22 protein-coding genes are annotated in these 20709 nt (G+C 70.7%); 12 read left to right on the forward strand and 10 right to left on the reverse strand.

Annotated features, from left to right (window positions below; genetic code table 11):
- The 3 genes from AB0M47_RS35010 to AB0M47_RS35020 form a co-directional block, all read left to right on the forward strand.
- A partial coding sequence (locus tag AB0M47_RS35010; protein ID WP_363421827.1) for a hypothetical protein occupies positions 1 to 191 on the forward strand: 191 nt, incomplete at its 5' end.
- 43 nt (positions 192 to 234) lie between these two features.
- Entirely contained in the window at positions 235 to 720 is a 486-nt protein-coding gene (locus AB0M47_RS35015; protein WP_253763556.1) for an FxsA family protein, read from the forward strand.
- A gap of 41 nt (positions 721 to 761) precedes the next feature.
- Positions 762 to 1103: a DivIVA domain-containing protein gene (locus AB0M47_RS35020; protein WP_363421788.1), complete on the forward strand. Its 342-nt coding sequence runs from the start codon at positions 762 to 764 to the stop codon at positions 1101 to 1103.
- A gap of 155 nt (positions 1104 to 1258) precedes the next feature.
- Here the strand turns inward: AB0M47_RS35020 and AB0M47_RS35025 are convergent, their stop codons facing one another.
- The gene (locus AB0M47_RS35025; protein WP_253751942.1) at positions 1259 to 1597 is read right to left on the reverse strand and encodes an RNA polymerase-binding protein RbpA; all 339 of its coding nucleotides are present in this window, start codon (positions 1595 to 1597) and stop codon (positions 1259 to 1261) included.
- Between the two features lie 194 nt (positions 1598 to 1791).
- On the opposite strand from AB0M47_RS35025, the gene AB0M47_RS35030 reads away from it, so the two are divergent.
- The 4 genes from AB0M47_RS35030 to AB0M47_RS35045 all read left to right on the forward strand — a co-directional run bounded on the left by AB0M47_RS35030 (position 1792) and on the right by AB0M47_RS35045 (position 4971).
- The gene (locus tag AB0M47_RS35030) at positions 1792 to 3261 is read left to right on the forward strand and encodes a peptide MFS transporter (protein ID WP_363421790.1); all 1470 of its coding nucleotides are present in this window, start codon (positions 1792 to 1794) and stop codon (positions 3259 to 3261) included.
- Positions 3262 to 3289: 28 nt separating this feature from the next.
- Positions 3290 to 3790 (forward strand): RDD family protein, encoded by a 501-nt coding sequence (locus AB0M47_RS35035; RefSeq protein WP_363421792.1) that lies wholly within the window; start codon positions 3290 to 3292, stop codon positions 3788 to 3790.
- Between the two features lie 216 nt (positions 3791 to 4006).
- A complete protein-coding gene (locus tag AB0M47_RS35040; protein ID WP_363421816.1) occupies positions 4007 to 4372 on the forward strand; it encodes an FKBP-type peptidyl-prolyl cis-trans isomerase in 366 nt (121 codons plus the stop codon).
- Between the two features lie 62 nt (positions 4373 to 4434).
- On the forward strand, positions 4435 to 4971 hold the full coding sequence (locus AB0M47_RS35045) for a hypothetical protein (RefSeq protein WP_363421794.1): 537 nt from the start codon (positions 4435 to 4437) through the stop codon (positions 4969 to 4971).
- 90 nt (positions 4972 to 5061) lie between these two features.
- Here AB0M47_RS35045 and AB0M47_RS35050 read toward each other — a convergent pair whose 3' ends face one another.
- Together AB0M47_RS35050 and AB0M47_RS35055 are read right to left on the reverse strand one after the other, a co-directional pair.
- Positions 5062 to 7551 (reverse strand): DUF3516 domain-containing protein, encoded by a 2490-nt coding sequence (locus AB0M47_RS35050; protein ID WP_363421818.1) that lies wholly within the window; start codon positions 7549 to 7551, stop codon positions 5062 to 5064.
- Between the two features lie 57 nt (positions 7552 to 7608).
- Positions 7609 to 9456, reverse strand: a complete 1848-nt coding sequence (locus tag AB0M47_RS35055) for a beta-propeller domain-containing protein (protein WP_363421796.1) — start codon at positions 9454 to 9456, stop codon at positions 7609 to 7611.
- A 124-nt stretch (positions 9457 to 9580) separates the two neighbouring features.
- Between AB0M47_RS35055 and AB0M47_RS35060 the strand changes: the two genes are divergently transcribed.
- The gene (locus tag AB0M47_RS35060; protein WP_363421798.1) at positions 9581 to 10621 is read left to right on the forward strand and encodes an IS30 family transposase; all 1041 of its coding nucleotides are present in this window, start codon (positions 9581 to 9583) and stop codon (positions 10619 to 10621) included.
- Positions 10622 to 10653: 32 nt separating this feature from the next.
- On the opposite strand, the gene AB0M47_RS35065 is transcribed toward AB0M47_RS35060, so the two are convergent.
- From AB0M47_RS35065 to AB0M47_RS35085, 5 genes are all read right to left on the reverse strand, one after another.
- Positions 10654 to 11793, reverse strand: a complete 1140-nt coding sequence (locus AB0M47_RS35065; RefSeq protein WP_363421800.1) for a hypothetical protein — start codon at positions 11791 to 11793, stop codon at positions 10654 to 10656.
- A gap of 127 nt (positions 11794 to 11920) precedes the next feature.
- Positions 11921 to 12319 carry a hypothetical protein gene (locus AB0M47_RS35070; protein WP_363421802.1) on the reverse strand — a complete coding sequence of 133 codons (399 nt, stop codon included), beginning with the start codon at positions 12317 to 12319 and terminating at the stop codon, positions 11921 to 11923.
- Complete coding sequence (locus AB0M47_RS35075; RefSeq protein ID WP_363421804.1) at positions 12316 to 13134, reverse strand: DUF692 domain-containing protein; 819 nt, start codon at positions 13132 to 13134, stop codon at positions 12316 to 12318. The genes AB0M47_RS35070 and AB0M47_RS35075 overlap by 4 nt, the downstream gene beginning before the upstream one ends.
- A complete protein-coding gene (locus AB0M47_RS35080; RefSeq protein WP_363421806.1) occupies positions 13131 to 13937 on the reverse strand; it encodes a TIGR04222 domain-containing membrane protein in 807 nt (268 codons plus the stop codon). Before AB0M47_RS35080 ends, AB0M47_RS35075 begins: the two co-directional genes overlap by 4 nt.
- A gap of 77 nt (positions 13938 to 14014) precedes the next feature.
- Positions 14015 to 14950, reverse strand: coding sequence for a LysR family transcriptional regulator (locus AB0M47_RS35085; protein WP_363421820.1), 936 nt, complete (start codon positions 14948 to 14950; stop codon positions 14015 to 14017).
- A gap of 99 nt (positions 14951 to 15049) precedes the next feature.
- On the opposite strand from AB0M47_RS35085, the gene AB0M47_RS35090 reads away from it, so the two are divergent.
- The 4 genes from AB0M47_RS35090 to AB0M47_RS35105 all read left to right on the forward strand — a co-directional run bounded on the left by AB0M47_RS35090 (position 15050) and on the right by AB0M47_RS35105 (position 19351).
- Positions 15050 to 15763: a succinate dehydrogenase cytochrome b subunit gene (locus AB0M47_RS35090; protein ID WP_363421822.1), complete on the forward strand. Its 714-nt coding sequence runs from the start codon at positions 15050 to 15052 to the stop codon at positions 15761 to 15763.
- Positions 15764 to 15766: 3 nt separating this feature from the next.
- Positions 15767 to 17707 (forward strand): fumarate reductase/succinate dehydrogenase flavoprotein subunit, encoded by a 1941-nt coding sequence (locus tag AB0M47_RS35095; RefSeq protein WP_363421808.1) that lies wholly within the window; start codon positions 15767 to 15769, stop codon positions 17705 to 17707.
- An 8-nt stretch (positions 17708 to 17715) separates the two neighbouring features.
- Positions 17716 to 18462 (forward strand): succinate dehydrogenase/fumarate reductase iron-sulfur subunit, encoded by a 747-nt coding sequence (locus AB0M47_RS35100; protein WP_363421825.1) that lies wholly within the window; start codon positions 17716 to 17718, stop codon positions 18460 to 18462.
- A gap of 61 nt (positions 18463 to 18523) precedes the next feature.
- Positions 18524 to 19351 (forward strand): alpha/beta hydrolase, encoded by an 828-nt coding sequence (locus AB0M47_RS35105; protein ID WP_363421810.1) that lies wholly within the window; start codon positions 18524 to 18526, stop codon positions 19349 to 19351.
- Here AB0M47_RS35105 and AB0M47_RS35110 read toward each other — a convergent pair.
- The gene (locus AB0M47_RS35110; protein ID WP_363421812.1) at positions 19348 to 19719 is read right to left on the reverse strand and encodes a cytoplasmic protein; all 372 of its coding nucleotides are present in this window, start codon (positions 19717 to 19719) and stop codon (positions 19348 to 19350) included. The genes AB0M47_RS35105 and AB0M47_RS35110 overlap by 4 nt on opposite strands.
- Positions 19720 to 19777: 58 nt before the next feature.
- Positions 19778 to 20632: a phosphotransferase gene (locus AB0M47_RS35115; RefSeq protein WP_363421814.1), complete on the reverse strand. Its 855-nt coding sequence runs from the start codon at positions 20630 to 20632 to the stop codon at positions 19778 to 19780.
- Positions 20633 to 20709 lie beyond the last annotated feature (77 nt).

The following is a 20709-nucleotide window of genomic DNA, read 5'->3' on the forward strand; positions in this document are numbered from 1 at the left end:
TCGACCCCGGGCACGGCAGCGCCGACGATCCCGGGGTCACCGTCCCGGACGGGCCGCTGCGGTGGTCCGAGGCCGATCTCGCGTACGACTTGGCCACGCGGCTGGCGTACTGGCCGGAGCTGGTGCTGAGTGTGGCGGCGATCGCTGTCCTGGCCGGTGCTGTCGTGCTGCGTCGCCGCTCGCGCGGGTAGGCTGGAAGCGCCGGCAGACGCCGGCGTGGGTCTGGAGGTGGCAGTGCGGTCTCGGTGGCGTTTCGTCCCGCTGGCGGTGCTGGTCCTGGCGATCGTCGAGATCGCCGTTTTCGTGGGCGTGGCCCAGCTCATCGGCTTCGGGTGGGCGCTGTTCGTCCTGCTGCTGATGAGCGCGGCCGGCGTGTTCGCGCTCGGCCGGGAGGGTCGGCGCGGCTGGCGTCGAGTGCGCGACGCCGCCCGCAGCAACAGCCCGGTCGGTCCCCAGGCCGCCGACGGCATCGCCGGGGCGATCGGCGCGCTGCTGCTGTTCGTGCCGGGCTTCTTCACCGGAGTGATCGGGGCGTTGCTGTTGATCCCGCCGATCCGCAAGCTCGCCGCCCGGCGGGGCCAGCGCATCACCGAGAAGCGCGTCCCGTCCAATGTCGCGGGCGACCTGTTCGGGCCGCGTCAGGTGCGCGTGCAGCGTACGCCGAAGGCCGCCCAGCCCAAGGAGACCGACGAGGTCATCGAAGGCGAGATCGTCGACTGACCCGGCTACCCTGACCCCACTCGTTGGGGAGAGGGGTCCCAGTGCTGCCGTTCCTGATCGCCGCCGCGATAGCCGCAGTCTTCATCGTGGTCATGACACTGCCGAGGCGCAGCGAGCCGACGCTCGCCGTCGAGACCACCCCGGCGGAGACGCCCTTCACGATCGTGTTGCGCGGCTACGACCGCGAACAGGTCGAGAAGGAGATCCGGGCGGCCGAGAACGCGCTCGGATATCAAGACCGCGCCGCCGCGTCGAAGGCGGCGCAGTCGATCGCCGAGTTCCGCGCCAACGGGCTTGTCGTGCTGCGCGGCTACGACCGCGAGCAGGTCGACCAGCACCTGGACCGGCTGTCGGCCGAGCTGGCGCGAGTCGTGGCTGGCTGAACCGACGCGGAGCCGGCAGGGAGGGCCGCCCAGCGGCCCGACCGGTGCCCGGCGGGAGCAACGGGCCGCACCACCGCGAAACCGGGACACAAAAAGCCGGGACACAGAAAGGGCCTGCCAGGCGAACCTGGCAGGCCCCGACGCGTTGCTGAAGGTCAACGACCCCGGCGGGTCCTGACCTCGTCGAGCCGCTCGTTGAGGATCTCCTCGAGCTCCTCCAGCGACCGGCGTTCCAGCAGCATGTCCCAGTGTGTACGCGGCGGCTTGACCTTCTTCTGCTCCGGCTCGGAGCCGTCGACCAGGCGGGCCACCGTGCCGTCGAACTTGCACTCCCAGGTGATGGGCACCTCGGCGTCGACGGCGAACGGCACCTCGAACTGGTGGCCGTTGGCACACAAGTACTCACGGGTCTGACGCGGAGCCAGTTCGGTGTTGCGGTCCGACTCGTAGCTGACGGCGCCCAGTCGGCTCCCGCGCAGCATGCGCTCGCCCATATTCGGCTCACCCCTCGAGAAAGTTAGTGCAAGGTCCTGCTCAGTCCCTGATCACACGGTGCAACGACCGCGAGTGCGTCAGAGATTCCCACAAGGGTACCTGCCCCGGGAATTAGGTGACTGCCCTGACCCGGCCCTGGAGATCCGTTATGGTCCATTTTAGGGCTATTTGATCGTGAATTCGGAGGTCTGGGATGTCGATCACTGAGCCGGTCCCGGCGGAAGACCTGGACCGATCGTTCTTCGGACATCCCCGGGCCCTGTCGACGCTGTTCCTCACCGAGATGTGGGAACGGTTCAGCTACTACGGCATGCGGGCCATCCTGGTCCTCTTCCTGACCGCCAGCGTCGCCGACGGCGGCCTCGGGATGCCCGACGCCGACGCCAACGCCCTCTACGGCGTCTACGTCGGCATGGTGTACCTGGCGGCGTTGCCGGGCGGCTGGGTCGCCGACCGGCTGCTGGGCGCCCGGCGTTCGGTGCTCTACGGCGGCATCGTCATCGCGCTGGGTCACTACACGATGGCCATCCCGACCGACTGGAGCATCTTTCCCGGCCTGATCATGATCGTGCTCGGCACGGGGCTGCTCAAGCCGAACATCTCCCAGATGGTCGGCAACCTCTACGAGAAGGACTCGCCCCGCCGCGACGCCGGATTCTCGATCTTCTACATGGGCATCAATCTCGGCGCGTTCATCGCCCCGCTGATCACCGGCTGGCTCGCCGACCACTTCAACTACCACCTGGGCTTCAGCGTCGCCGCGGTCGGCATGACCTTCGCCGTCATCCAGTACATCGTCGGCGGCCGCCGGCTCCGCGACAACGGCGTCGCGCCGACCCACCCGCTGGTCGGCCCGGAGCGTACGCGGACACTGCGCTGGGTCGGCCTCAGCATGGTGATCGCCGCCGTGGTGATCGGCCTCCTGGCGCTGGTCGGGTTGCTGAGCGTACGCAGCGTCGTCGACCTGCTGGCCTGGTTCACGGTGGCGGTCGCCGTCGTCTACTTCAGCCGGATCTTCCTCGACAAGCGGCTCACCGACGTGGAACGCAGCCGGATGCACGCGTACGTGTGGCTGTTCGTGTTCGCCGCGTGCTTCTGGATGATCTACGACCAGGCCGGCTCGGTGCTCAACACGTTCGCCGACGACAACACCAACCGCACCATCGGCAACTTCACCTTCCCGGCCGCCTGGCTTCAATCGGTCAACCCGATCTTGATCATCATCGGTGCGCCGCTGGCCGGCGCGCTGTGGGTCAAGCTCGGCACCCGCGTCTCCACCCCGTGGAAGTTCGCGGTCGCGCTCATCCTCAATGGTCTGTCCTTCATGCTCATGGCCGCCGCCGCCCAGCAGGCCCTCACCCACAAGGTCTCCCCGCTGTGGCTGGTCGCCGTCTACGCGCTGCAGGTCGCCGGTGAGCTGTCGCTGTCGCCGGTCGGCCTGTCCATGACGACCAAACTCGCCCCCGCCTGGTACGCCAGCCAGATGCTCGGCGTCTGGTTCCTGTCCACTGCGGTCGGCGACGCCGTCGGCGGCCAGGTCGCCAAACTGTCCGACGGCGGGCCGAGCTACTTCCTGATCCTCGGCATCGTGTCCGTGCTCATCGGCCTCGCCGCGTTCATGTTCACCAAGCACATCCGCTCGCTCATGCGCGGGATCCACTGACTCGCGCGCGGCGGCTACGATCCGCCGCGTGAAGGCTTCCCCGCTCCGCCGTCTCGCCGCCTGGCTCGTCGACTGGTGCATCATCAGCTTGTACGCCGTGGCGCTGATCCCGCTCGGCAGGTCGTACGGCACCTCCCTGGACATCTCCACCGCGGCCTGGAACGCCGTGTCGTTCGTGATCCTGATCGTCCCGGTGACCCTCTGGCTGGCCTTCTGGGAGGCCCGGGGCGCTTCGCCCGGCAAACGCGTCCTGCGCCTTCGGGTGTCCGACGCTGCGGGTGACGTCCCTGCCGACGTGCCCGGCTTCGGCCGGGCGCTGGCCCGGAACCTGCTCAAGGTGGCGCTGCCGTGGGAACTCGCCCACACCGGCGTCTTCTACTTCCTCAAGGCGGGCGACGACACCCTCGGCACGATCTTCGTCGGCGCGGCCTGGCTCGTGATCATCGCGTACGCCGTCGGCCTGCTCCGCGGCCGGACCCCCTACGACGCGGCCACCTTCCTGACCGTCACGCATACACCTGCCGTTTAAGGGGTAGGGCCAGGCGGTCCGCGCGGTTGCACTGGCGAACCGCGATCTCTCGGGTAGCCTGCGCGGGTGCGAATCATTCAGCGAGTCGTGACCGTTTTGGCCCTGGGCGGGCTGCTGGCCGCAGGGGCGGCCGGTTGTGGCGGTGACAACAGCGGCTCCGAGACGAAAGGCAGCAGTGGCGTGAACGTCAGCACCGATACCAAGAGCAAGCCCGCGATCACCTTCACCGGCGACGTCGAGAAGCCCGCCGGCCTCCAGGTGACCGACATCGTCGAGGGCTCGGGCAACGCGGCCAAGGCCGGCGACTCGGTGGCGGTGCAGTACGTCGGGGTCTCCTGGTCGACGCAGAAGCAGTTCGACTCCTCGTGGGACCGGGGCGCGCAGCCGTTCACCGTCGCCCCGCTGGGCCAGGCCCGCGTCATCGACGGCTGGAACCAGGGCCTGGTCGGCGCCAAGGTCGGCGGCCGTCGCCTGATCGTCATCCCGCCGAACCTGGGCTACGGCGCGCAGGGCGCGGGCGGCGTGATCGGCCCGAACGAGACGCTGGTCTTCGTGGTGGACGTCGTCTCCATCAACGGCTGACGCGAATCAGTTAGGCGACACCGGGGCAGCACAAGCCCCGGTGTCGCTTTATCGTGTGCGGCGTGGAGGTTGATGATCGTGAGTTCAGTCGGGTGGCGGCGGGCCGCCCTCAGGCGGACGCGTGGCGTAACGGCCTGATCGTCCTCACCGCCGTGCTCGGCGCGGCGTTCATCGTCCGGGGTCGCGACGACGTCGTCCACCTCGCCTGGTGGCTGCAATGGTGGATCGCGTTCCTGCTGGTCGTCGCGTTCGCGTCGCTGATCCGCGCGGTCTTCCTCGCGTACGCCGCGGCGTCGGGGGAGGGCGATCGGCTCAGGCGGGACATCGACGCGGCGAAGCGTTGGACGATCGCAGGGCTGTCCATGATCGCGATGGCGCTGCTGGTCGTCTGGCTGTCGCCGGTCGCCGAGACGGCCCGCCCGCTCATGAAGGTGGAGTACGACGCCGGAACGACTTGCGGACCGGTCAGCTTCGCGCACGACGGCTACCTCGTGGTGGCCACTCGATACGTCGTCGGCCCGGGCGACGTCGTGGACACGAAGGTGTGGATCCCAGTGGACAAGGTGAGCCGCCTGACCGAGGTCCCGGCCTGCCCCTGAACCAGGCTTGTCTGACGACTGCCGGAACGCCGCGCACCTATCCCCGGCTGGGATACGTACGCGGCGTTCCAGTAGTCGCGGCTGGGGAGCTCAGTCGAGGCGGGAGACGTCGAGGACCTTGACGACGGCGGTGCCGGCCTCGTCCGACGCGGCCAGGTCGACCTCGGCGGTGATCGCCCAGTCGTGGTGGCCGTCGGGGTCGTCGAGGATCTGGCGGCACTGCCAGCGGTCCTTCTCCTCGGTGATGAGCAGCAGCGCGGCGCTGCGCGCGTCGCCGTCCACGCCGATCTCGTCGTTCTCCTCGAAGTACGCGTCCAGGGGGGTACGCCAGTCGAAGTCGGGGTCGAGTTCGGCGAGTGTGTCGTAGCGCTCGAAGGCGGCCAGCTCGACGCGGCGGAACAACGCGTTGCGCACCAGTACGCGGAAAGCCCGGACGTTGGCGGTGACGCCGCGCGTCTTCTCCTCCAGCACCACGGGCGCGCCCTCGACAACCGGGTTCCGCAGCTGCTCCCACTCGTCGAGCAGGCTGGAGTCGACCTGCCGGACCAGCTCGCCGAGCCATTCGATGAGGTCTTCGAGGTCCTCCGTACGCGCGTCCGGCGGGATCGTCTGCCGCAGCGCCCGGAACGCGTCGGCGAGATACCGCAGGACGATGCCCTCGGAGCGGGCCAGCCCGTAGAAGGCGACGTATTCGGTGAACGTCATGGCGCGCTCGAACATGTCGCGTACGACGGATTTGGGGGCGACCTCGTGTTCGCTCACCCATGGGTGGCCGCGCCGATACATCTCGTACGCCGCCTCCAGCAGTTCGGCGAGCGGCTTGGGATAGGTGACCTCGTCCAGCAGCGCCATGCGCTCGTCGTATTCGAGCCCGTCGGCCTTCATCTGGGCGACGGCTTCGCCGCGCGCCTTGAACTGCTGGGCTGACAGCACCTGGCGCGGGTTCTCCAGCGTCGATTCCATGATGGACAACGCGTCGAGGGCGTACGTGGCGGAGTCGCGGTCGAGCAGTTCCAGGGCGGCCAGTGCGAACGGCGACAGCGGCTGGTTGAGGGCGAAGTTGAGCTGGAGATCCTCGACCACCCGCAGGCGGAGCGGCTCACCCGGCCCGGAGACGCGCTCGACGACTCCGGCGGCCAGCAGCGCGCGATAGATCGCGAATGCCCGGCGGACGAGCTTGAGCTGGGACGATCGCGGCTCGTGGTTGTCGGTCAGCAGCTTGCGCAGGTCGGCGAAGACGTCGCCGCCACGTTCGATGACGTTGAGGATCATCGAGTGGGTCACCGTGAAGCTGGAGATCAGCGGCTCGGGGTCGGCGGCCACCAGCTTGTCGAAGGTCGGCTGGCCCCAGGAGACCATGCCCTCGGGCGGCTTCTTCTTCACGTAGCTCTTGAGTTTGCGCTGGTCGCCGGCGAACTTCGCGATCGCCTTCTCGTTGGCGATCACATGCTCCGGGGCCTGCACGATGACTCGGCCGAGGGTGTCGAACCCGGCGCGCCCGGCCCGCCCGGCGATCTGGTGGAACTCTCGGGCCTTCAGGTGCCGCATCCGCGTGCCGTCGTACTTCGACAGGGCAGTGAACAGCACCGTCCGGATCGGCACGTTGATTCCCACACCGAGGGTGTCGGTGCCGCAGATGACCTTCAGCAGGCCGGCCTGGGCCAGCAGCTCGACCAGCCGGCGGTACTTGGGCAACATGCCGGCGTGGTGCACGCCGATGCCGTGCTTCACGAGCCGGGACAGCTGCTTGCCGAAGCCCGCGGCGAACCGGAAGTTGCCGATCATCTCGGCGATCGCGTCCTTCTCGGCGCGCGTACACATGTTGACGCTCATGAGCGCCTGGGCCTGTTCCATCGCGGCGGCCTGGGTGAAGTGCACGATGTAGACCGGCGCCTGGTGGGTCTGGAGCAGATCTTCGACGGTTTCCTGCAGCGGCGTCAGCGAGAACGCGTGGACCAGCGGCACCGGCCGGGTCGCCGAGGTGATCACGGCGGTCTCCCGCCCGGTACGCCGCGTCAGGTCCTCCTGGAACCGGGTGACGTCACCGAGCGTGGCCGACATCAGGACGAACTGGGTGTTCGGCAGCTCCAGCAGCGGCACCTGCCAGGCCCAGCCCCGGTCGGGTTCGGCGTAGAAGTGGAACTCGTCCATGACGACCTGGCCCGCGTCGGCCTTCGCGCCCTCGCGCAGGGCCAGGTTGGCCAGGATCTCGGCGGTGCAGCAGATGATCTGGGCCGACTCGTTGACGGCGGCGTCGCCGGTGAGCATGCCGACGTTCTTGGCCCCGAACTGCTCGCACAGCGCGAAGAACTTCTCGCTGACCAGCGCCTTGATCGGCGCGGTGTAGAAGGTCCGCTCGCCCGACGCGAGCGCGGAGAAATGCGCGCCCGCCGCGACCAGGCTCTTGCCCGATCCGGTCGGCGTACCCAAGATCACGTGCGAGCCGGTGACGATCTCCAGCAGCGCCTCCGACTGCGCCGGGTACAGGCTCAGCCCCCGGCTCGCGGCCCAGCCCTCGAAGGCGAGCAGGACTTCCTCGGGCTCGCTGGGCCCGCCACCCTCGGCGGGTGGCGGGAGCAGATCGATGAGGGTACGCGAGGCGGCGGTCACCGCCTGAAGGTTACTGGATCGTCAGGTTCAGTACGCCAGCCAGGCGACACGCTTGGCACCGGCCAGGGTGCTGGCCATGAGCCCGGAGTCGGAGACGGTCCACAGCTCGTCGCCGATGACCAGGCTGCGCCGGATCGCCGCCGGATAGTACGAGCTGGTCGCGCGGATCGGGTGGGTGATCCAGCCCACCTCGGTCAGCCCGGTGTCGCCGACCTTGATCAGCAGCGCGCCCGCTTCGCCCTTGTCGCTGTCCCACTTCTGCACCGGCACCACCAGCAGGTTGGTCTCGGGCCAGTAGAGGAACGCGTGCGGATCGAACTCGGCCTCGCTGTAGCCGTGGTCGCCGACCTCGTGGTTGGCCAGGCGCTGGGGGTTCGCCGGGTCGCCGACGGCGAACAGGGAGATCTGGGTGCCCTGCGTGCGGCCGTTGTCGTCGGCGGCCTGTCCGACGCCCAGCAGCCGGGTGCCGCTGAGCGGATGCAGGTACGCGCTGTAGCCGGGGATCTTCAGCTGACCGGCGACGACGGGTTTGGCCGGGTCGCGCAGGTCGACGACGTACAGCGGATCGGTGCGCCGGAAGGTCACCACGTACGCGGTCGGGCCGACGAAGCGTACGGCGTAGATCTGCTCGCCCTTGCCCAGTCCGCCGACGCTGCCGACGACCCGTAGCGTGCCCCCGTCGGTGCGCAACGCGTACACGCTGGACGTGCTTTTCGTGTTCTGGCCCCACGGGTGCCCGGTGGTGGTCGCGACCCGCAGCACCGTGTCGTTCGCCGCGGCCGAGTACTCGGACATCGAGTACTGGTTGAGCAACCAGCCGGGGACGGTGCCGGCGGCGATGTATTGGGGCTGGCGGCCGGTGATGTCGAACATGTACAGCTCGGTCTTGCCCTTGGTGCCGACGCCGCGCCAGCGCTCGTCGTTGGCCAGATAGAGGTGGGTGCCGGAGCCGTAGACGGTCTCACCGTCCGCGAACAGCGCAGCCGGTACGCCGTCGGCGAGCTGGTCGGCGGCCAGGTCGAAGCTGAGCACGGTGACCAGCTCGGATCCGCTGAACGTCGCGGGGTGGCGCACGTCGCCGCAGTCCACGGTGCCGGGCTTGCCGTCGCTGCTGTACCTGGGCAGCCACGCCTCGATCGGCGTCTTGTCGATGATCTTGCGGTTGTTGGCGATGAGCGTCTTCTGGTCGCCACGCGCGTCCGGCTTGAAGACGATCTTCGGCGTCGAGCGGACGACGATGCGGGCGACGGAGCCGGTCTGGCGCGCGTCGGCGAACGTGCCGTCGATGGTGTACGTCGAGATCACCTTCGCGGTCGCCAGGTCGACCATCGTGATCGTGGTGCTCTGGCCGGTGGCCATCGGCCCGCCCCGGGCCACCGGGCTGTAGTACCGGCCGCCCATGACCAGGACGTGGTCGCCGGACAGCAGCAGTTCGTCGCCCGACTGGGGCAGCTGCACGGAACCGGTCAGCTTGTGCTGGGCGGCGTCGACGATGCGCAGCATGCCCTGGCTGAGCGTGACGATCCGGTTGCCGTCGGTCTTGACCAGGTCGGGCTCGTCCACGCCGGCCTCATGCGTGTTCGTTCCCGAGTACGCCGGCCCGGCCGCTTCGGGGACCGCGGCCTTCCCGCCGGTCGCCCGTTCGGCGCCGCTGGCGAAGTCCCGCCACATCACCTGGTTGCCGAAGCCCCAGGCTTGGACGCTGGCCTTGGCGGCGGCGCGTACGTCGGCGAGCAGCCGATCGCAGGAGTCGTAGGAGACGAGCTGCAACGCCGGTGCCGCCGCCGGGGGCGGCGTGGGGGCCGACGGTTCATCGGTGCACGCCGTCAACGCGATGAGGGCGGACGCGGCCGCGCCCAGCAGCTTCAGTCTCATGGCGCTTAGGACGCTCACGCCTCGCGGGAGGTTCCCATGATCAGCGGAGCGTTCGCGGGGTTATGGCGGGGTCAATAGGTCGTTGCAACATCCATGGTTGATGATCTTGTGATGGGTGTTGGGGATGGCTGATCGGTTGTCGTTGGCGGAGCGGGAGGAGATCGCGGTCGGGTTGGCTCGGCAGGAGTCGATGCGGTCGATCGCGAAGCGGTTGGGTCGGGCGCCGTCGACGGTGTCGCGTGAGGTGGCGAACAACTCGCTGCATGCGTTGGCGTCGGCGGCGCAGCCAGGGTTGGCGTATCGGGCGTCGCGGGCGCATGCGGTGGCGTTGTCGGCCCGTCCGCGTTCGCGGGCGGGCCGGCTGACCAGGCCGAGCCGGTTGCGTGAGCAGGTCCTGGCCCGGTTGCGGTTGCGGCACTCGCCGCGGCAGGTCGCTCTACGGTTGCGGGAGGACTTTCCTACCGACCGGGAGATGTGGGTGTCGCACGAAACGATCTACCAGGCGATCTATCTGCAAGCCCGGGGGAATCTGCGCGCCGAGCTGACCCGGCAGGTGGCGTTGCGGTCCGGGCGAGCATCCCGGCGTGCCCGCCCGGCAGCCGGTGGCGCGGTGCGTTCCAACCGCGACTGGGTCGGGCTCAACATCAGCCAGCGGCCCGCCGAAGCCGACGACCGTGCCGTGCCCGGCCATTGGGAAGGCGACCTGGTCATCGGCCGCAACGGCACGTCGGCCATCGCCACTCTCGTCGAACGGGCCACCCGGTTCGTGCTGCTGGTCGCCCTGCCCGACAGTCGGGTCAGCGAGCACGTCATCGGCCAGCTGTCGGCAGCGATGAGCACTCTGCCGCGCATCCTGCGCCGATCGCTGACCTGGGACCAAGGAACCGAGATGGCCCTACACGCCCGATTCAGCATCGCCACGCACTGCCCGGTCTACTTCTGCGACCCGCACAGCCCTTGGCAACGTGGCAGCAACGAAAACACAAACGGCCTGCTACGCCAGTACTACCCCAAAGGCGCCTTCGACTTTCGCACCATCACCCAAGCCGACCTCGACATCACCGCCGCCGAACTCAACGGCCGCCCCCGTGAAACACTCGGCTGGAGAACCCCTGCCGAGAAACTCGACGAGTTCCTCAGCAGGGGTGTTGCGACGACCTACTGAATCCGCCTATGGCACCAGGAAACTTCCGCTGATCATGAAACGGCTGCGGAGGTAGCGGAGGAGGCGGCGGGTGCGCCGAGGCGTGCGACCGCCGCGATGAGCTGGCTGACCTGCTCGGCGAGCTGCGCGGCCTGGGCCTGGGCGGCTTCGGCGTCGCGCCGGGCGACCGCGGCGTCCCGCTGCGCCACTTCGGCGTCGCGGCGGGCCATCGCGAGATCCCGGTCGGCCTCGTCGGCCAGCCGGCGGGCGGCGTCGAGGTCGCGTACGCCGGCGTCGCGGTCGGCGGTGATCGCGGTGAGATCGCCGGTCAGCTTGGCCACCTGGGTGTCGAGGGCCGACAGCCGGGCCGTGGCCCGGTCCAGCTCGGCGGTCAGGCGGCGCTGCTCGCCCTCGGCCGCCGCCAGCGCGCTCTGAGTTTCGGTCGCGGCGGTGCGGGCCTGGTCCCGTTGCTGGTACGCCTCGTCGCGCAGTGCCCCAGCGGCGGCCACGGCGTTGTCGGCCTCCTTGGCGATCCGGTCGCGCTCGGTGCGGGCGGCGTCGGCCTGTGTGGCGGCGTCGGCGGCTCGGGCGTCGGCGCGTTCCTTCTCGGCGTACGCGGCGGCGACGTCGGCCGCGGCCTGCTCCTTCTGCGCGTGCGCGTCGGCGTGCGCCTGCTGGACGGCGGTCGCCGCCTCGTCGCGTACCGCGGCCGCGGTCGCCTCGGCCGCCGCGACGGCGGCGTTGGCAGCCTCCAAAGTGGCCGCTGCTTCTTCGCGTACCCGTTGGAGGGTGGCCGCGGTCTCCTCCTCCAGGCGGCGCATCGCGGACTGGAGCTGCGCGGACTGGGCGTCGGACGCGGTGACCTCGCTGCGGGCGGCCGCGACGTCGGCGGCGGCCTGGGCCCGCACCTCCGCGAGCTGCCGCTCGACGCCTGCGGGCGACAGCTCGGCGTGCAGTGCCTCGGTCAGGGTCTCCACGACCTGGTCGAGCCGGTCCACGACCTCGTACGCCTTGGCGACCTGCCCGGCCAGCCCGGGTGACGTGCGGTGGCGCATGCGGGTGTTGCGGGCGGCGCGCTGGCATTCGCCGTCGTTGTCGCGGCAGTAGCGAAACGGCCGTCCGGCGCCGGCGCGCTGCGGTACCGACTTGCCGCAGTGCAGGCAGGGCCGGGTTTCGGTCTCGGGCTCGGTCACGGCCTCACCTTAGTGCCCTCGTCAGCCCACCCCACCCGCCTGACACGCCCCGGCCCACCCCCACCGCTGCGTTGATCATGGAGTTTGCCCCCTCGCCACACCGTCGAGACCACAGTTAACTCCATGATCAACGGTGGAGAGCGGTGTGGAGGGCGGTGTGGAGGAGGCGGGCAAGGCGGGGCCGGCGACGAGGCGGCGTACGCCCGTCGTAGGACCAGTAGGCGTCGCGAGAGCGCAGCTCAGCCTGTGCTGAGGGATCCAGTGTGGACAGGCTGCGGGCGAGGTCCCAGCCGTCGCGCAGCGATCCCTGCGGCGGTCGCCCGTCGGCCCAGGATCGGAAGGTGGCGTACCAGGTCGGGCCGAGGGAGGCGGCCAGCGCGGGCCACGTCCGGGCGACCTCCCCGGCGCGCTTGCGCAGCAGCTGTTCGCGTACGGCGTCGACGCGGCTCGTGTCGAATCCGGGCGGCGGCGGACCTCCGGCGACGAGCGCGGCGACCAGTGCGGCCTGCCGGTCGGCCAGGCTCACGCCGTCACCCGGCCCAGGCTCGCGGCGTCGGCGATGGCGTCCAGCTCCGCCGACAGCTCGGCCGCCGGGGGATAGCTGCCGTCGCGCTCCAGCATCACCGCGGGCAACCGACCGGCCAGGTGCGCCACCAGCTCCAGCACTTCTACGGGTACGCGATCAGTGTGCGTGTCCTGGTACAGCCCGTCGATCTCGGCGCCCCCGGCGACGTGGCAGTACGCGACCCGCTCCCACGGCAGCGCGTCGAGCAGCGCGTACGCGTCCTCGCCTCGGTTCACGGCGTTGGCGTACACGTTGGCGACGTCGAGCAGCAGCAGCGCACCGGTCCGGTCCAGGATCTCGGCGAGGAACTGGGCCTCGGTCAGCTCGTCGTCGGGCCAGTCGACGAGGGTGGCGATCGGCTCCAGCGCCAGCGGGACATCCAGTGTGGACTGAACGACGGCGGCGTTGGCGGCGATCGCGTCGACGGCTTCGCGCGTACGCGGGACGGGCAGCAGGTGACCGGCTTCGTGCCCGCCGCCCCGCACGTACGCGATGTGCTCGCTGACCAGCGGGGCCTGGGTGAGCCGGGCGACGGCGGCGAAGTGGTCGACGCGGTGGGGGTCGACGGGTTCGGCTCCGCCGAGGGACAGCTTGACGCCGTGCGGGACGACGGGCACGCCGCGTTCCCGGAGCCGGGCGAGCCCGTCGGGCACCGGCCCGTGATGCGGCACCGACTCCGCGATGACCTCGGCGAACGCCAGAGCGGGCAGGCCGGTGACGTAGCCGGAGATCTCCGGCCGCCAGCCGATGCCCACTCCGGCCAGGGGCGAGGTCACGAGCCGCCGCCGCAACTGGAGCCCCCGCCGCAGCTGGACCCGCCGCCACAGCTGGAGCTGCTGCCGCCGCAGCTGGAGCCGCTACCGCCACAACTGGATCCGCCGCCGCAGCCGGACGATCCGCAGTTGGAGCCGCCGTCGGTGGAGCCGCCGGTGTCGGGCGGGCTGCCGCAGGACGCCGACGAGCTGCCGCAGCTGTAGGTGCTCGCCCCGGCGTTAGTGGTGGCGGCGGCGGTCCGCAGCGGGAAGTAGCCGAGCAGGTCCGGGCTGATGGCGGTGAACGCGGCCGTCCCGAACAGCCCGACGCCGAGGCCGGCCGCGGCCGGGCCGTAGGTCATCCAGGCCGGCCGCTGGGCGGGTGCCAGGTACGCGTACTCCTTGCGCTGCTGGCGCAGTAGTGCGTTGCCGGTGGGCGTACGCCGGTCGGAGGCGCTCAGCACGCCCTTGAGCTGGAGCGAGTGCCGGATCTCGCCGAGCGCGGCCGCCACGGCCGGGCTGGCGACGATGGCCCGCCCGGTACGCCCCTGCGCCAGTTCGGCCGCGACCGCCCGTTGCAGCGGCGTGGCTCCGGGGATCTGGTGCATCGGGCGCCGGTGGACCGAGCCGGCGATCCAGAGGGAGGCCAGCGCCGACTGGACTGCCCGCGGTCGCCCGCCCGCCAGGTATGCGACCTCCTCCGGGCTGGGCGGGGGTCCGGTGTAGACGGCGTTGCGCCGGCGGTGCATCTGGGTGAAGGCGATGACGATGATGAGGCCGCCCATCACGAACGGAGCGAACATGACTAACAGCAACGTCGCGCGCATGCGGACAGTGTGCTCACCGGGCGCAAGGGCCGCTCCGCCGGGCCTGCGAGACGGATCATGGCGGTCGGCGAGCCGGGTCAGAGCGGGTCGACGCCGGGCGGCAGGGTGCTCCACGCCGACGCCTCGGTGAGGTACGCCAGCAGGGTGTCGCGCAGTGCCCGGGCGGCGTGGGTCGGGGTGACGTCGCGGCGGTGCGCCAGTGCGACGGTCCGCTGCACGCCCGGCTTGGCCAGGGGTGTGATGCGCAGCCGGTCGCGGCCGGCGACCGCCATCGAGGGGACCAGGGCGACGCCGAGACCGGCCTCGACGAAGCCGAGCACGGCGTCCAGCTCGCCGCCCTCGACGGCGAACGACGGGGTGAACCCGGCCCGCTCGCACGCCGCGACGGTCGCGTCGCGCAGGTCGTAGCCGGTGCGGAACATGACCAGCGGCTGGTCGCGCAGGTCGGTGATGCGCAGCGGCGGCTTCTCCGTCGGCGGCGGCATGGTCAGTGAGGAGACCACGACCAGGCTCTCGCGCAGGATCGGCTCGGTCCGCAGCGACGGATCGGTGCCGGCGTCGGGCAACACGATGATCGCCATGTCGAGGCCGCCGTGCACGAGGTGCCGGACGAGATCCTGGGAGCCGCTCTCCTCCACCTGCAGGCGTACGCGGGGATAGGCGTCGGCGTAGCGGCGCAGAATGGGGGCGACGAGGCTGACGCACAGGCTCGGCGTGGCACCGAGGCGCAGCCGTCCCCGGCGCAGGCCGACCAGCTCCTGGACCTCGACGCGGGCGGTGTCGGCGTCGGCGATGATCCGGCGGGCCAGGGGCAGCAACGCCTCGCCGGCGGGGGTCAGCGCGATGGCTCCGCGCGTACGCGTGAACAGCTCCGCGCCGAGGTCGGTTTCCAGGGCGTGAATCTGCTTACTCAGTGAGGGTTGAGTCACACCGACCTGGTCGGCCGCCTGGGTGAAATGCCGGGTTTCGGCGACCGCGACGAAGTAGCGGAGCTGTTGGAGCTGCACGACGATAGTCTACGGCTATCGGAAAACGGGCACGCATGCATTGGACGCGAGGTTCAGCACGTTCCTAGCGTCGTCGTCGTGGCAGTAGCTTCTCCTCCCCGCAGCGTGAAAGCCGGGGCTCCGAGCGCCCAGCGCACTCCGGTCCGGCCGGTCCGCAGGCGCAGCTCGGTCGCGCTCAAGGCGATCATGGCGTCGACCGGCGCGCTCCTGGTGGGCTTCCTGGTCGTGCACATGATCGGCAACCTGAAGATCTTCGTCGGCGCCGAGGCCTTCGACCACTACGCGCACTGGCTGCGTACCATCGCCACGCCGGTCGTGCCGTTCGAGGGCTACCTCTGGATCCAGCGCGCGGTGCTGCTCCTGGCGGTCGTGGCGCACATCTGGTCGGCGACGGTGCTGACCATCCGCGCCAAGAAGGCCCGCCCGGTCAAGTACGCCCACCGCCCGCCGGTGCAGGGCAGCTACGCCGCCCGCACGATGCGCTGGGGCGGCGTCATCGTCCTGGCCTTCATCGTCTGGCACATCCTCGACCTGACCACCCGCACCGTGAACCCCGTCGGCGACCGGACCAAGGCGTACGACGCGGTCGTGCAGGACTTCGCGCCCGGGCGCTGGTGGGTCACCCTCTTCTACGTCGTGGCCATGGTGATGATCGGTTTCCACCTGCGCCACGGCCTGTGGTCGGCGTTGCAGACCCTCGGGGTCAGCAACGCCAAGCGCCAGCGCGTGCTCAAGGCGGGCGCGCTGGTCGTGTCGGTCGGCCTGAGCGCCGGCTTCCTGATCGTCCCGCTCGCTGTGACCGTCGGATTGGTGGGCTGAGCAATGACCGAGTTCTACGAGGACGGCGACAACATCGCCGACACCAAGGCGCCGGACGGCCCCATCGAGACCCGCTGGGAACGCCGCCGGTTCGGGGCCAAGCTGGTCAACCCGGCGAACAAGCGGAAGCTGACCGTCATCGTGGTGGGCACCGGCCTGGCCGGCGGCTCGGCCGCGGCGACCCTCGCCGAGCTGGGCTACCACGTCAAGAGCTACTGCTACCAGGACTCCCCGCGCCGGGCGCACTCGATCGCGGCCCAGGGCGGCATCAACGCGGCGAAGAACTACCGCGGCGACGGCGACTCGATCCACCGGCTGTTCTACGACACCGTCAAGGGCGGCGACTTCCGGTCCCGGGAGTCGAACGTCCGCCGGCTGGCCGAGATCTCCGTCGAGATCATCGACCAGTGCGTCGCCCAGGGCGTGCCGTTCGCGCGGGAGTACGGCGGGCTGCTGGACACGCGCTCGTTCGGCGGGGCGCAGGTGTCGCGTACCTTCTACGCCCGGGGTCAAACGGGCCAGCAGCTGCTGCTGGGCGCGTACCAGGCGTTGGAGCGGCAGATCGGCGCGGGCAACGTGGAGATGAACGCGCGGCACGAGATGCTGGAGCTGATCATCGTCGACGGCCGCGCCCGCGGCATCGTCGTACGCGACCTGGTGAGCGGCGAGATCACCACCGAGTTCGCCGACGCGGTCGTGCTGGCCTCCGGTGGCTACGGCAACGTCTTCTACCTGTCGACCAACGCCAAGGGCTGCAACGTGACCGCCTCCTGGCGGGCGCACCGCAAGGGCGCGCTGTTCGCGAACCCCTGCTACACGCAGATCCACCCGACCTGCATCCCGGTCTCCGGCGACCACCAGTCGAAGCTGACCCTGATGTCGGAGTCGCTGCGCAACGACGGCCGGGTCTGGGTGCCCAAGGCCAAGGGCGACCAGCGCGCGCCGGGTGCGATCCCGGAGGACGAGCGCGACTACTACCTCGAGCGCATCTACCCGGCGTTCGGCAACCTGGTGCCGCGGGACATCGCGTCGCGGGCCGCGAAGAACGTCTGCGACGAGGGCCGCGGCGTCGGCCCCGGCGGCCTGGGCGTCTACCTCGACTTCGCCGACGCGATCCAGCGGCTGGGCCGCGCGGCGGTGGAAGCCAAGTACGGCAACCTGTTCGAGATGTACCAGCGGATCACCGGCGAGGACCCGTACGAGGTCCCGATGCGGATCTACCCGGCGGTGCACTACACGATGGGCGGGCTGTGGGTCGACTACGACCTGCAGTCGACCATCCCGGGCCTGTTCGTGATCGGCGAGGCGAACTTCTCCGACCACGGCGCCAACCGGCTCGGCGCGTCGGCCCTCATGCAGGGCCTGGCCGACGGCTACTTCGTGCTGCCCAACACGATCGGCGACTACCTGGCGGCCGGCCCGTTCGAGAAGCTGACCGCCGACCACGACCAGGTCGCGGCGGCCCGTCAGCAGGTCGAGGACCGCATCACCCGGCTGCTCGCGATCAACGGCGACCGCACGGTCGACTCGTTCCACCGCGAACTCGGCCGGATCATGTGGGAGTACTGCGGGATGGAGCGCACCGACGAAGGGCTGCGCAAGGCCATCTCGCTGATCCGGGACCTCAAGGCCGAGTTCTGGCAGCGCGTACGCGTGCCGGGCGACGGCGAGGGCCTCAACCAGTCCCTGGAGAAGGCCGGCCGGGTCGCCGACTTCTTCGAGCTGGCCGAGCTGATGTGCATCGACGCGCTGCACCGCACGGAGTCCTGCGGCGGCCACTTCCGGGCCGAGAGCCAGGACGCCGACGGCGAGGCCAAGCGCGACGACGAGCACTTCTCCTACGTCGCGGCGTGGGAGTGGGGCGGCGAGGACGCCCAGCCCGTCCTGCACAAGGAAGACCTGGACTTCGAATACGTCCACCCGAGCACCCGGAGCTACAAGTGAGCGACACCATGCGCCTGAAGCTGCGCGTCTGGCGCCAGACCGGGCCGGACGACGCCGGCCGGATGGTCACCTACGAGGTGGACGACGTGTCGCCGGACATGTCGTTCCTGGAGCTGCTCGACGTCCTCAACGAGAAGCTGATCCTGGCCGGCGAGGAGCCGATCGCCTTCGACCACGACTGCCGCGAGGGCATCTGCGGCGCGTGCTCGCTGGTCATCAACGGCACCCCGCACGGGCCGCAGAAGGCCACCACCACCTGCCAGCTGCACATGCGCACGTTCTCCGACGGCGACTCCATCGACGTCGAACCGTGGCGGGCGCGGGCCTTCCCGGTCATCAAGGACCTGGTCGTGGACCGGACGGCGTTCGACCGGATCATCCAGGCCGGCGGCTACATCACCGCGCCGACCGGGTCCGCGCCCGAGGCTCACTCGGTGCCGGTGCCCAAGCCGGACGCCGACGCGGCGTTCGAGGCGGCCACCTGCATCGGCTGCGGCGCCTGCGTGGCGGCCTGCCCGAACGGCTCGGGCATGCTGTTCACCGCCGCGAAGATCACCCACCTGGGGCTGATGCCGCAGGGCCAGCCCGAACGTGACTCGCGGGTGCTGAACATGGTGCACGCGCACGACGAGGAGGGCTTCGGCGGCTGCACCAACAGCGGCGAGTGCACCGCGGTCTGCCCCAAGGGCATCCCGCTCGCGGCCATCTCGCAGCTCAACAAGGACTTCCTCCACGCGGTCCGCGCGAAGTCCTGACCCTGCGCGTACGCACGACGCCCCGGCCCAACAGCCGGGGCGTTCGTGTGTAATGGTCGGCGTGATCGAATTCGACGTGCCGGTGGACGGCGGGCGGCTGCACGCGTACGACACGGGTGGGGACGGGGTGCCGATCGTCTGGCACCACGGCACCCCCAACCTCGGCGCACCGCCGGAACCGCTCTTCGCCGCGGCCGACCGCCTCGGGCTGCGCTGGGTGTCCTACGACCGGCCCGGCTACGGCGGCTCCACTCCGGCACCGGGGCGGGACTTCGCCTCGGCCGCCCACTACACCGCCGCCGTCGCCGGCCACCTCGGGCTCGGCCGGTACGCCGTCTTCGGCCACTCCGGCGGCGGCCCGCACGCGCTGGCCTGCGCCGCCCTGCTGCCCGATCGGGTGTTCGCGGCGGTCAGCGTCTCCGGGCTGGCCCCGATCGACGCCGACGGCCTCGACTGGTTCGGCGGCATGGCTCCGGCGTCGGAAGCCACCCTGCGCGCGTCGGCCGCTGGGCGTACCGAGCGGGAACGTCACGAGGCGACCGCCGAGAAGGACGGCGACATCGGCTTCGCCGACGTCGACTGGGCGGCGCTGGAGGGGGAGTGGGGCTGGTTCGGCAGCGTCGTCGGGCCGGCGATCGCCGCCGGTCCGGCCGCGCAGATCGACGACGACCTGGCCAACGCCGGACCCTGGGGGTTCGACCCGGCCACGATCACCGTCCCTGTGCTGCTGCACCACGGCGAGCGGGACCGGATGGTCCCCAGTACGCACAGCGCCTGGCTGGCCGGGCGCATCCCCGGCGCCCGGTTCCAGCTGTGGCCCGACGACGGGCACGTCTCGGTGCTGCGCCACGCCGGCGGCGCGCTCGACTGGCTGGCTGCGTACGCTTAGGACGGTCCCAGAACCGGTGCGCCGGAGGGGTTCTGGGCCGGTTCCTTGAGTTCCACGAAGAACGCGTGGGTCGGGCTGTCGCCGGTGTTCCGGCCGGAGTGCCGTTGCGCGCCGACCCAGCGCGCCTGCGCGGCCGGCATCTCCAGATCCCGTTCCTGATCGCCGAGCGACACCCGGCGCCGGAACGAGGTCAACGTGATCATCACGCTGTCGGGATGGTCGTGCGGATGGGTCTGCGCGCCGGGTTCGTCCCGATACTCCAGGACGCGTACGCGGTCGTTCTCGAAGACCACCCGGTAGAGGCCGGGATCGGTGACGGTCGGGTCGTCCATGACTGCCTGCCCTCCTTCGTGGGACTCCAGTCCCATGAATCGACGGTACGCCACCGTCGCGGCTCGCCGCAATCGGTCACGGGGCGGGGGTAGGCTAGGTCAGCAGGGCGTGATAGGCCGCGAGCTGCCGTTCGTGGTAGGCGTGGTCTTCGGCGTCCAGCTCGTGCCAGCGCGTACGGGCGAGCAGGATCTCGCCCCGCATTCGGGCGCGGGCATACTGCCGGAAGGTCAGGTCGTCGACGACGGGCCCACCGGCCTCGGCATACGCCGCCAGGAACTCCTGGGCGCCGTCAACGACGCCGGTGTCCAGGCATCCGCCCCACTCCCACGCTCCCTCGGCCGCCTCCCGCTCGACCGGCCCGACGACCGCGTCGTCCCAGTCCAGCAGGGCCGTGATCCGGCCGCCGACAGCCAGCGTGTTGCCCCGGTAGTAATCACCGTGCAGCGGCTGCGTCCTGCCCTGCGCCCGCTCCGCCAGCCACGCGTCCAGCCGCGGATCCGCCAGGTCGTCACCCGGCCCGCGCGGCATCTGCGTCACCGGCCCGGCCGGCCCCGGCGCGTCGGCCAACGCCGCGTGCACCCGCGCGAGCAGCGCGGCCGCCTGCTGCCGGACCCCGGGGTCGTGCTTGTCCGGCCAGGTCCCGGCGGCGAACGGCCACACGGTGACCGGTCGCTGCGCTGCGCGTACCACATAATCGCCCGATCGGGACGGGAGCGGCGCGATCACCTCGGGCACCGCGGCGCTCGCGTGTGCCGCGAGCCGCGCGAACCAGGTCATCTCGGCGTCCGTGCGCCACGGCGGCCCGAGCCGCACCACCAGGCCCGCGATCCGATAGGCCGCGGACTCCTCACCACCGTGCAGGCGTTGCGGTTCTTCCACTGGTACGCCGAAAGCAGCGCCCACGACCTGCTGAATCGTGGGCGTGTACGGGATCGCGGCGTACACCACGCCCGCACGCTACCCCCACCCACCCCGCCCTACCCCCGCCCCCACCCCACCCCGCCCCCACCCCAACCCACCCCGTT

The organism is Hamadaea sp. NPDC051192 (genome assembly GCF_040682475.1).
GTDB classification, from domain to species: Bacteria; Actinomycetota; Actinomycetes; order Mycobacteriales; family Micromonosporaceae; genus Hamadaea; species Hamadaea flava.

Coding starts and splice junctions, on each gene's coding strand:
- AB0M47_RS35060 (WP_363421798.1), top strand. CDS start 9,581: ATGGCTGATCGGTTGTCGTTGGCGGAGCGGGAGGAGATCGCGGTCGGG.
- AB0M47_RS35055 (WP_363421796.1), bottom strand. CDS start 9,456: ATGAGACTGAAGCTGCTGGGCGCGGCCGCGTCCGCCCTCATCGCGTTG.
- AB0M47_RS35080 (WP_363421806.1), bottom strand. CDS start 13,937: ATGCGCGCGACGTTGCTGTTAGTCATGTTCGCTCCGTTCGTGATGGGC.
- AB0M47_RS35095 (WP_363421808.1), top strand. CDS start 15,767: ATGACCGAGTTCTACGAGGACGGCGACAACATCGCCGACACCAAGGCG.
- AB0M47_RS35025 (WP_253751942.1), bottom strand. CDS start 1,597: ATGGGCGAGCGCATGCTGCGCGGGAGCCGACTGGGCGCCGTCAGCTAC.
- AB0M47_RS35030 (WP_363421790.1), top strand. CDS start 1,792: ATGTCGATCACTGAGCCGGTCCCGGCGGAAGACCTGGACCGATCGTTC.
- AB0M47_RS35100 (WP_363421825.1), top strand. CDS start 17,716: ATGCGCCTGAAGCTGCGCGTCTGGCGCCAGACCGGGCCGGACGACGCC.
- AB0M47_RS35110 (WP_363421812.1), bottom strand. CDS start 19,719: ATGGGACTGGAGTCCCACGAAGGAGGGCAGGCAGTCATGGACGACCCG.